Below are 9,770 nucleotides of genomic sequence, written 5' to 3'. Positions count from 1 at the left end.
AGTTTGAATGAGGACATGGAGTAAGGGGCCAATCTACGTTACAGTCTTTATGACTAAGGGCAGGCTCAGCCTCACTTACTCCACTGGTGAAATGTTAGCTAAACACGTCACCTTGAGAGATACAAGGTCAGGCACTGCCTGGCGGAAAAGGCATTGCCTGACGGTGCAATATTGTATCTTGCGCCCATTTCAGGGAAAATGCCCCACTACTTTCGATACTCCTTAACTTAGAAGAGTTGACCAACTTGGGTTGGCATTCCCTTTTTCTAAACGACTGACGTTACTCTTTTGGGCATGCATTCTTTCAGCAACTTGTTCTTGAGTAAGTCCCGCCTTTGTTCTCATGGTAAGCAATTGGTCAATCGTGTAACACATAAATGTGCTTCCCTTTTAAGTAGCAAAATAAGCCTCTACCAAAACCTTCTTGAGCTTTGGCTCGGATTTCAAATAACCCATCGCCCATGGACTCAGTATGAGGAGGCCCTAAGTTTGCACCATGCTTTTCCATCAGCTCTAAAAGCTTAATCATGGGAGTTTGGTTTACGGTATTTGCTATATTAACACCTAAAGTATTAAAATACCTGTCACGGTAAACTATGTGGTTTATACTGTTCGTGATATTAACACTTTGGGGGTTAAAATGTCATCTAAGATAAACTGGCTTGTTGCTCATACTTCTCCTGGTGCGCTAGTACTTCAGCAATGGCTGACTGAAAACGGCGTGAGCTACTCGTTGGCTCAAAAGTACGCGCAGAACGGTTGGCTGAAGAAGCTTAGTTCTGGTGTGTACTATCGTCCAAATGCGCAAGGCGATATAAAGCCAACTTGGGTTGATGCCATTCAAGCATTAGATGTGCAATTGGGCGTTTCAGTTCATTTGGCTGGATTGAGCAGCTTAACTCACCAAGGACTGAGTCACTATTTACAGCTGAACAAAGAGCAAGTTTGGATTTGCGTTAAAAACAAGTCGTCCTTACCAAAATGGTTTCGTGAATTCCCTTATCAGAATTGGTTTTACTGTGGGAACCATAAGCTTGAAGTAAATCCCGAGAAAGATTTGAAAAGGATCACGGTTAAAGAGAAAGAACTCACGGTCAGCTGTGCAGAACTTGCTGCCTATGAAGTGGTAGACGGGATTGGGAAGCTGATTTCATTTGAGCATGTCGCAGAATTATTTCAGGGTTTAGTCAATCTTAGCCCTAGAAAAGTACAAGATATTCTTGAACGAAGCAGCTCTGTTCAGGCAAACCGAATATTTCTATTTCTGGGTCGATACTACGATCACCAGTGGGTCAATCGCATAGATGAAACAAGAATTAAATTGGGTGCAGGAAAGCGGCAGGTTGTCGAAAAAGGACGTTTTGATGAGCGATATCAAATCACAGTGCCAGAGATATTAAGCGTCAAAAAAGGTGAACAACATAATGGATAAAGATAGCCCATACTACAAACAGGTTTCTTTGCTTATGAGAATGCTGCCTGTGGTATCCTCGGTTATCTGTAGATATTGATCTTGCTTATCTTCCACTTGAACCAAGAGATGAGGCTTTGATTAATGTCAGGGCTGCAATTAGATAAATTGAAGCAAGTGCTTGATGATTGGCTTGTTAACGCAAACGACGAGTAATTCGTTTATAACAAACCTCAACGAGCTATAAGCCCCCTAGTTAGATTGCGATTTCTTCAATCTATCTAACCGAGTCCACATAGGTGTAAAAAAACGGGTTCAGCTAAACCGGTTGGCTAGCAACGGCGCTTCTGTCATCGCTTGTAGGCGATAAAAGTGTTATGTCTGCAACCTTACCTATCGTTGCCAGCACTCAAGAAGTCATTGGCACAACCGTTCCAGCAATCAGCGCTGTTTTACTGGGCTCCTTATAACAACAAAAACGCCCAAGCGGCCAGATATCTGACGGCTTGGGCGTCATCCTACCCGTACCCGTTTATCATGACGGCGTTTCAATTAGAAGTAGCCAAAGTAAAGTTGTTTGGGTTCTTTTCATTGTCTTGGCTTCATGAGAGTTATGTGATGTACAAAATGGTACTTATGGGTTATAAATTTACCCAGAGGGTGTGAAAAATACATTCCTATAAAAACCTTTGTTTGTTCGATGCTGCGCAATTAATGAGGCCTTTAAATCGAAGGTTGTTGGCACGATGCTTGATATTTAGGATGAACAACTCATTCGATCAAAGGACTAAACATGGCGTTATTAAGATACGCAAACTTAGGAATTCACAGGCCAGACATCCTGCTTAGTAAAGCAGTGAGTGGTCTTGGTGACTTTTATAAGTATTTAGACACCACTCGAAAATACCTAGAAAGTACGAAGGCTGTTAAAGCGATAGCTTGGGAAAAGCTGGACGATGCTCAAAGTGGAGTATGGATACAATTAGTTGAGCCTGCCGATAACTGCGGTGATTTCGAAAAGAACTTAAAGCTCTTTTTAGATGAAAGTACCGACACGGTATACGAAGCAAGCCCCGCTAGATGGAAAGCCGTGGGTAGTGCCGCTAGAGAATGCCCAAATTGTAGGAGTCACGGTAAACCTAAAATGGCTTATGCAACTGAGGAACACGCGGACGAAATTGCGAGTGAATTAGGCAATGGGCTGTCGTCGTATGAGTGTCCAGACGGTTATGGTTGGCATTTGACTGGGAAATCACAAAGCAATGTTGGATTCAATAAATCCAACGCAATTTCAGTCCTGGACAGAAATGTAGAGAATGACAGCTTGTTATTGGATCGTTTACCTGACCACGACTATTTGGTTATTCGTCCAAACACATACCAGTTAAAGTGTCAGATTAATGCATTACAAAGCTTACAAGACACCCCTTCTATTCACCATCTTCCGCTATTGAGGCTGTTTGAAGGTAAGGATCATGCTAAGTGGCCGAATGTTCCTTATGATGAGCACTTATTTAACGATGACTACTACGTTCTTACCGATGGAGCAAGAGAGGGAACATCTCAGCAGCGTGAGTTTGTAAATATTGCACTCAATACACCAGACTTTGCCTTCCTTGAAGGCCCCCCAGGATCTGGCAAAACTACAGCCATTTGCGAACTGATTCTTCAATTAATAAAGCGAGGTAAGCGGATCTTACTTTGTGCATCAACACACGTTGCTGTTGACAATGTTCTTGAACGAATGATGTCTGAAGAAAATATTTATCGCGACATGGTGTTACCTGTACGGATTGGAGATAAATCAAGCGTTTCTCAAAAGGCAAAGCCATGGCAATTGGAAGAGTTTGTTAAAACTGAACGCACAAGATTGCTAAAACATCTTCAGCAACAACCGCACATTTCAGTTAGTCAGAAGTTACTTAAAAGTAAGGTCGGTGAAGGTAAACATATTGTTGAGCGTCTTGTTCTTGAAGCGGCGAATTTAGTTTGCGGGACAACTATTGGGTTGCTTCAGCATCCTGATATCAAAAATAAACAATCAACATCGCCAATCTTCGATGTGATGATTATTGATGAAGCATCAAAAACAACTTTTCAAGAGTTTTTGGTGCCAGCGGTACTTGCCAAGCGTTGGATCATGGTGGGAGACCCAAAACAGCTTTCACCTTATGTTGATGATGAAGCTACCGAAGTAAATTTGCAGCCATGTTTACAGGATAGTTATCAGCGAGAAGCATGCGCAGATATTTTCTCTGCTCGACAAATCAATATTCAGAAACGAGAAGTATCCTTGGTTTGCACTGACGATGAAAAGACAATTGAATTTTATCATCAGCAAGCAAAGTCCAAAAATGTATTGGTTGCATCATCTAAAGGTCCGAAGACAGATCTCCCTTACGCATCAGTAGTCCTTGGTTCGTCAGCGTTCATCGCTCAGAATGCTAATCACCTCCCCCTGGATTTGACGACCATAAGGGGGCTGCCTGCGTTACCGGAAAAGTTAGAAATGCGACTTGCAGCGCATTCGAGATTAACTCGTACAAAAATCAAGACCGAGTCCGATAGCTGGGAATCCCAGTTAGCGTGGCGACTGGCTCGTATGTACGAACAGCGCCTAAATACAGAATCTAACGGAAGTTCTAAAACTGTTAATAAGTTAGAGGAAGATATCAAAGCGCTACTACCATTTGACTCAGAAAAAGATACGTTCACTGCAATAGACAGGGTACGTAGGATCGCACTGCCTTCTATCCTTGAATCACTGCAAGTTGGATTTGAACGAACAGAGTATCAGAAACAAGGCACCGCTCTGTCTGATGGACTTCCAGCCAGTGTTTTGGAACAACGACAAATACGGCTTAGTTACCAGCACAGAATGCATCCAGACATTGCCGAGTTTTCCCGAGTACATATATACCATGAAAAAGCACTGCAAAGTCCTGATGGCCAAGCTGAAAAGCGGGACTGGGGATACCGAAACGGCTCACATCGTTGTATATGGCACGATGTTAAAGGTCGAAAAGGCAAAGAAGGTGAAATCACCGCTGAAGTAGAAGAAATATTAAAAGAATTAAGTCGCTTTGATTCTTGGGCAAAATCAAACCCAAATGTTGAGAAAAACCAACAAAAGCCTTGGGAAGTTGCTGTTTTGGCATTCTATCGGGCTCAAGAGCGAGCTATACGTCGAGCTTTACGAAAGTGGACGGGAAATCATCACGGAGTAAGGCATTTCTATCGAGGTGAAAAATCCTCACCGTATATTGATATTCAGATATGTACCGTAGACCGTTTTCAGGGGCATGAGGCTGATTTTGTCATGCTTAGTTTCGCAAATAACCATCCCACGAGTTTTCTTGAAAGCCCAAATCGCTTGAATGTGGCAATTACGAGGGCCAAGCATCAGCTCATTGTGTACGGAAACCGCTCTGCAATGCAAAAGGCATCGGGTGTGTTAGGTACTTTTGCCAGCAATTCTTACTGGTCTACAACAATCGAGACTGAATCACAGGAGGCACTATGAGCCAGGACATCATACTAAAACGAGAAATTAAGACTGAAAGTTGGCTCATACAGGGTGAAATCGCGCTGGCAGATAGCCGTCCAGAAATTAACTGCGTGCTGCAATTCCTTCAAGATTATCCGAATGCGAGTTCTGCTGAGTGCTCCGAGCATTTATTTGGGGACAAAATCGGACGTCGTGTAGTTGCTGATAGGTTACTAAACATATGTCGATTATATGGGCTTGCTGAGTCTAATCGAGACCAATACAGGCTCACTGAATCAGGACTGATTGCCCTTGAGAAAGATCAAATCCTAGTGCCAGAAGATGGGTGTTGGAGCCTTTGCGTTTGTCATGAGCCTTTATTGCCTCATCCACTTCTTACTATTGATGCGCACACAGAGCCTAGTGCAGCGTCGATCGGACTTGGAAAAAACAGAAATGAGCTAAATGAAAGAGCAAAGCGACTCGTTGAGGTTCCTCAACTAGTCAAAGACGTTCGTGGCCTGAAGGTTGAACCAATAGGTGGAGGTTCGGAAGTACGCGTTGACAAAATTGAACTCAAAGGTGAGCGCATCTCACCTCAAGGAAAACCGTATTACATCGAGTGGAATGTGACTGATGGCAATGTCGATGTGAAGCGCGGAAAGGATCTTATATTTTCACGTCGGGTTGAACCAATCAGTCGTCAGCAAGTTTTGAAGGTACTTCTGCATAGTGAGGGCTTGCTTGAACAATGGGATGAGCAAACTGAAATCTTGTCAGTGGTTTTCGAAAATACTACTGAATCTGAGCGAATCAATATGAAGCGCTCAGTAAACGTAAAAAGACCATCTGTTCACAAGTTGGGTCTGTTTGATGCGATGAAGTTACACAATATTTCTATATCAGCATTGACTAAATTGGATGCTAAAAAGTGGGCTGAATGGAGATTAGAGAAAAATATCAATATGTATGCCACTAATAGCAAGTACCAAGTTTGGAGAGAAAAAGCACTCGAACCTTTTAAAAGTTGGAATTTCACACTACCTGATAGGGCTGAGTTGGCAAATCAGTTTTGGACTGAAGAAGACCAGCAAAATCAGCATACCTGGCATGTCATTGCAGGCCATGATTGGAACCTATAAGGAATAATAGTGATGAATTTAATTGAAAAGTTTACTAAGACTGAAACTAAGATTGTTGATCAATCAAATACCAAGTTGCCCCCTGTGCTTTTGCCTGTTTTACCTAAACAGGTATCTGATCCGCAACCTATAAATAGCTCTTTGTTCTGCAATGAGCTGCAATCAAGAGTTGTCGAATTAATCGATAATGCTGAGCACTCGGTTATTCTTAGTACGTTTTTACTTGCTGATGAGAATGTCGAATCTGCTGTCCTAAAAGCAGCAAAGCGCAAAGTTCGTGTGTACATACTATTGGCATGTGAGACTCGTCTTGATGGCGATGTGCCTGACGATGACTTTGGTAAGAAGTGTCTTGTGCAGCATAAGGAAATGTTAAACAAATTGTCTGGACATGTTCACTTTGCATCTGCACCGCATTTCCACGCAAAAGCCGTTGTTATAGACGCATTACATGAAACTGGTAATGCTAAAGGGTTGCTTTTAACGGCAAACCTTACAGAAGAAGCACTTTTACGAAATGAAGAGCTGGGGGTCGCGCTTTCACGCCATCAAATAGCTGAGATCGTGAATGTGTTCCGTTGGGCAATCTTCGAGAGTGCGCAGCACCATATGACAAGCCGTGGTGAATTCTCAGCATATAAGTCGCCGGGCAATGTCAGATATCCAAGGGAATTAACTGAAATACTGGTCACATCGAGTGAAGACGCTCGAATTAGGGAACACGCATTAGCGTTGATCAATCAAGCGGAAAATGAACTCATCATATCGAGTTTTGGATGGCAAGAGGACCATCAGCTTGTAAAAGCAATATGTGAACGTGCGAAGTCGGGGCTAAAAGTCACCATTCTATCTCGCCAAAGACCCGCAGCCATGCCAGCGTTGTTGGCTATGAAACAGGCTGGTGCATCGGTGATGTGTTTTAAATGGCTACATGCCAAAGCGATTGTAGTAGATGGAATGCATGGCATGGTGATGTCGGCCAATTTTCAAGCGCATGGTATGGATCAAGGCTTTGAGTTAGGCGTAAAACTCACCGGTACTCAGGTAAAAGAGCTGATGAACTGCTTAGATATGTTTTTAACTAATAGCCACAATGAATTGAGCATCGACATGAGTCTAGGGATGATTTCTGGTGGTTTTGAAGCTTGGGAAAATAATACATTCAAGAGGTACTCAGTCAGCGAAGTAGACATTGTTGAGTTATCACCTATAAAAGCAGATTGTTTGTCTGATATGGATAAGCACCCAAAAATACCCAATGCAAACTGGCGGGAAAAAACATCGCACAAGATTGAGTATAAATGGCGTATAGAGCCGCCAGTTATCACTAACGCCAGTCCAGAGTATTTCAAACCTTTAACGGCTAAGGATGAAACTTCTAAGAAGCAGGATTCAGGATCGCCTAGAGAGAGTTATGAGCCAAAGGTTGTTCGACTGACAAAAAAACAGTTAGCTATTACAGTTCGTCAAGAATACGAACTTGCCATGGCAAAAAGGCTGAAGCAAAGTGAATTGCCAAACGCCCGAATTGTATTGGAGGCGTAACTTTGGATAACAAAAACACACTGCTTTGTTGGCACTCAAAAAGAGCTGGGGTTGAGGTATTAGACGAAGCGTTAAAGCGGCTTAAGAATCGTAAAGTTTATGTTGGCAAAGTAATTGTTCTTACTCAGTCAGCTGGGGATAACAGTCTGTACAAAGAGCATGAATTTGGCGATATACAGATTACCTTTCGAACTGTAGCTATCGAGAACCCAGCTGATCACAACGAAATTTATCACGCAATAGAGTCTGAGATTATTCCAGAGCTAAAGCTTGAACAGAATCTTCATATCAATGTATCGCCGGGAACTCCGGCGATGCATGCGGTTTGGTTGATTCTTCATGCTCGGGGGCATTTTCCACGCGAAACAATCCTCTGGTCATCACAATATAACCCCGATACCAAAAGAACCAGCATTGCCAAAGTTGATTTCAGTGTAAATACGTATTTGGCAGAGATCTCTGCTATTTCAAGTTCAGAGGGCGGTTACGCCCTTTACGATTTAGACCCTAAATCAAAAGCAAGGCAGGATGCATTACAAACGTTAAAGCAGTTCTCTTGTGTTCCCAAAGCTCCGTTACTTGTACTGGGTGAACGTGGTACAGGGAAAACGAGGCTAATTGAAACCGTTGTCGGTAAGGTAAAGCAAAAGCAGGTTGTTACGCTTGCATGTGGAGGACTAGATTCTCAAGTGGTTGATAGTATGTTGTTTGGCCACGTAAAAGGTGCCTTCACTGGGGCGGAAAAGGATCGCAATGGACTTTTGAAAGAAGCAAATGGAAAAGTTTTGTTTTTGGATGAGATTCAAGATTTACCAACTTCGGTTCAGCGAAAGCTGGTTCGAGTGCTTCAAGATAACCATCACAGTTTTCGCCCTGTTGGAAGTGACACTGAGGAAGCATCTGACTTCGAGCTAGTTTGTGCGAGTAATAAATCACTTGAGCAATTGGCAACGATACTCGATGCTGATTTCTTTGATCGTGTATCCATGCTCACAATAACAATACCTCCACTTCGTGCATGCAGAGAAGATATTCTGTCGGATTGGCAAAGAATCTGGCAGGAAGTTAATGTTAACCCCAATCTGCCTGCGGAAGCTCCGGTGTCAAATGAATTAATCCAGTTTTTTAACTCGGCATATTTACCAGGTAACTTACGTGACCTAAAAAAACTGGCATACATGTCTTGTGCGTTTTTGAGCTCTCAAACTACAGAGTCGGCAATCTCTAGCTCATTAGCTGCGTTGGGCGAGCCTGTTATCCAGGAAGATAGTCCTGACACAAGGTTTGCATTTGGTGATTTATCCAAGACAACTAAGGATGAGTTAACGAAAGCGTTTCATAAGGAATTTGCAACAGCTGCCAAAAAGCAATTCGGTACATGGGTTAAAGCCGCGGAAGCATTGAAGGTGGATCAAAAAACTTTGCAAAAGTATATGAGAGACAACTGAGTTATTTTAGTGTGTGATTGTTTTCATTAAGATTTGGTGTTGGTGCTGCTTAGCAAGACGACAAATTCTTCAATCTATCTAACCGAGTCCACATAGGACAACTGCATAGACTGGAGCCTCGATTTACATTAACGAGGACTCCTCATGCGAAAACTATCTCCAATCATTCTGGCGCTTGCGCTGTCTCCTTTGGTTCAAGCTGAACCTGTGTCTGAAGTGTCGCCCGTTGGCAAAATTGACGGCATGGTTTCTTTACCTGTCACGGGTATGAAAGCGGTCGAAAGCAATGGCCGTATTGTTTTCATGTCAGACAGTGGCCGGTTCGTCATTGATGGCACGCTCTATGATGCCTGGTCCAAAAAGCCGCTTACCAGCCTTGAAGAAATTCGTGAAGCGGGGAACACGCTGGACTTAAGTCGTCTTGGCTTAAAAATGGATGATTTGAACCCACTGACGCTGGGCGAAGGCAAAAAGAAAGTGGTGGTCTTTGTTGATCCACGATGCCCGCACTGCCATGAGCTTTTGAAGCAAGCCTTACCGCTCACCAAAGAATACACCTTCCAAGTACTCCCTGTGCCAGTGCTTGTGTAATCCCCCCATTTTAAGCAGTAGTTATTCGTAGAATTAATGAACCGCTTGCGTTAATTGTTTGGGCGGAATGCCTCCGATGGCCGTGTTAGGCCGTTCGTTGTTATAAAGCCAAAGCCACTGAGTGGCAAGTTCTTGTGCATGTTCGA

8 protein-coding genes and 1 pseudogene are annotated in these 9,770 nt (G+C 43.1%); 7 read left to right on the top strand and 2 right to left on the bottom strand.

Annotated features, from left to right (window positions below):
• Positions 1 to 222: 222 nt before the first annotated feature.
• A complete protein-coding gene (locus CWE15_RS12155) occupies positions 223 to 345 on the bottom strand; it encodes a helix-turn-helix domain-containing protein (protein WP_275065514.1) in 123 nt (40 codons plus the stop codon).
• 13 nt (positions 346 to 358) lie between these two features.
• A complete protein-coding gene (locus CWE15_RS11770) occupies positions 359 to 529 on the bottom strand; it encodes a type II toxin-antitoxin system RelE/ParE family toxin (protein WP_420807760.1) in 171 nt (56 codons plus the stop codon).
• Between the two features lie 111 nt (positions 530 to 640).
• Between CWE15_RS11770 and CWE15_RS11765 the strand changes: the two genes are divergently transcribed.
• The 7 genes and pseudogenes from CWE15_RS11765 to CWE15_RS11735 all read left to right on the top strand — a co-directional run bounded on the left by CWE15_RS11765 (position 641) and on the right by CWE15_RS11735 (position 9,624).
• Complete coding sequence (locus CWE15_RS11765) at positions 641 to 1,432, top strand: type IV toxin-antitoxin system AbiEi family antitoxin (protein ID WP_126758281.1); 792 nt, start codon at positions 641 to 643, stop codon at positions 1,430 to 1,432.
• Positions 1,425 to 1,575 (top strand): annotated as a pseudogene (locus tag CWE15_RS11760) (nucleotidyl transferase AbiEii/AbiGii toxin family protein); the annotation flags it as partial. The gene CWE15_RS11765 and the pseudogene CWE15_RS11760, both read left to right, overlap by 8 nt.
• A gap of 629 nt (positions 1,576 to 2,204) precedes the next feature.
• On the top strand, positions 2,205 to 4,934 hold the full coding sequence (locus tag CWE15_RS11755; protein ID WP_126758280.1) for a DEAD/DEAH box helicase family protein: 2,730 nt from the start codon (positions 2,205 to 2,207) through the stop codon (positions 4,932 to 4,934).
• Complete coding sequence (locus CWE15_RS11750) at positions 4,931 to 6,040, top strand: hypothetical protein (protein ID WP_126758279.1); 1,110 nt, start codon at positions 4,931 to 4,933, stop codon at positions 6,038 to 6,040. Before CWE15_RS11755 ends, CWE15_RS11750 begins: the two co-directional genes overlap by 4 nt.
• A gap of 12 nt (positions 6,041 to 6,052) precedes the next feature.
• Complete coding sequence (locus CWE15_RS11745; protein ID WP_126758278.1) at positions 6,053 to 7,585, top strand: phospholipase D-like domain-containing protein; 1,533 nt, start codon at positions 6,053 to 6,055, stop codon at positions 7,583 to 7,585.
• Positions 7,586 to 7,587: 2 nt separating this feature from the next.
• Positions 7,588 to 9,033, top strand: a complete 1,446-nt coding sequence (locus CWE15_RS11740) for a sigma-54-dependent transcriptional regulator (protein ID WP_000369162.1) — start codon at positions 7,588 to 7,590, stop codon at positions 9,031 to 9,033.
• A gap of 144 nt (positions 9,034 to 9,177) precedes the next feature.
• A complete protein-coding gene (locus tag CWE15_RS11735; protein ID WP_476692295.1) occupies positions 9,178 to 9,624 on the top strand; it encodes a DsbC family protein in 447 nt (148 codons plus the stop codon).
• Positions 9,625 to 9,770 lie beyond the last annotated feature (146 nt).

Source organism: Aliidiomarina taiwanensis, assembly GCF_003987015.1.
Lineage (GTDB): Bacteria > Pseudomonadota > Gammaproteobacteria > Enterobacterales > Alteromonadaceae > Aliidiomarina > Aliidiomarina taiwanensis.
Note: the sequence above shows the minus strand (reverse complement) of the source record. Positions and strands in the feature narration are given on the sequence as shown.

Coding starts and splice junctions, on each gene's coding strand:
- CWE15_RS11745 (WP_126758278.1), top strand. CDS start 6,053: ATGAATTTAATTGAAAAGTTTACTAAGACTGAAACTAAGATTGTTGAT.
- CWE15_RS11750 (WP_126758279.1), top strand. CDS start 4,931: ATGAGCCAGGACATCATACTAAAACGAGAAATTAAGACTGAAAGTTGG.
- CWE15_RS11770 (WP_420807760.1), bottom strand. CDS start 529: ATGATTAAGCTTTTAGAGCTGATGGAAAAGCATGGTGCAAACTTAGGG.
- CWE15_RS11755 (WP_126758280.1), top strand. CDS start 2,205: ATGGCGTTATTAAGATACGCAAACTTAGGAATTCACAGGCCAGACATC.
- CWE15_RS12155 (WP_275065514.1), bottom strand. CDS start 345: ATGAGAACAAAGGCGGGACTTACTCAAGAACAAGTTGCTGAAAGAATG.
- CWE15_RS11765 (WP_126758281.1), top strand. CDS start 641: ATGTCATCTAAGATAAACTGGCTTGTTGCTCATACTTCTCCTGGTGCG.
- CWE15_RS11735 (WP_476692295.1), top strand. CDS start 9,178: ATGCGAAAACTATCTCCAATCATTCTGGCGCTTGCGCTGTCTCCTTTG.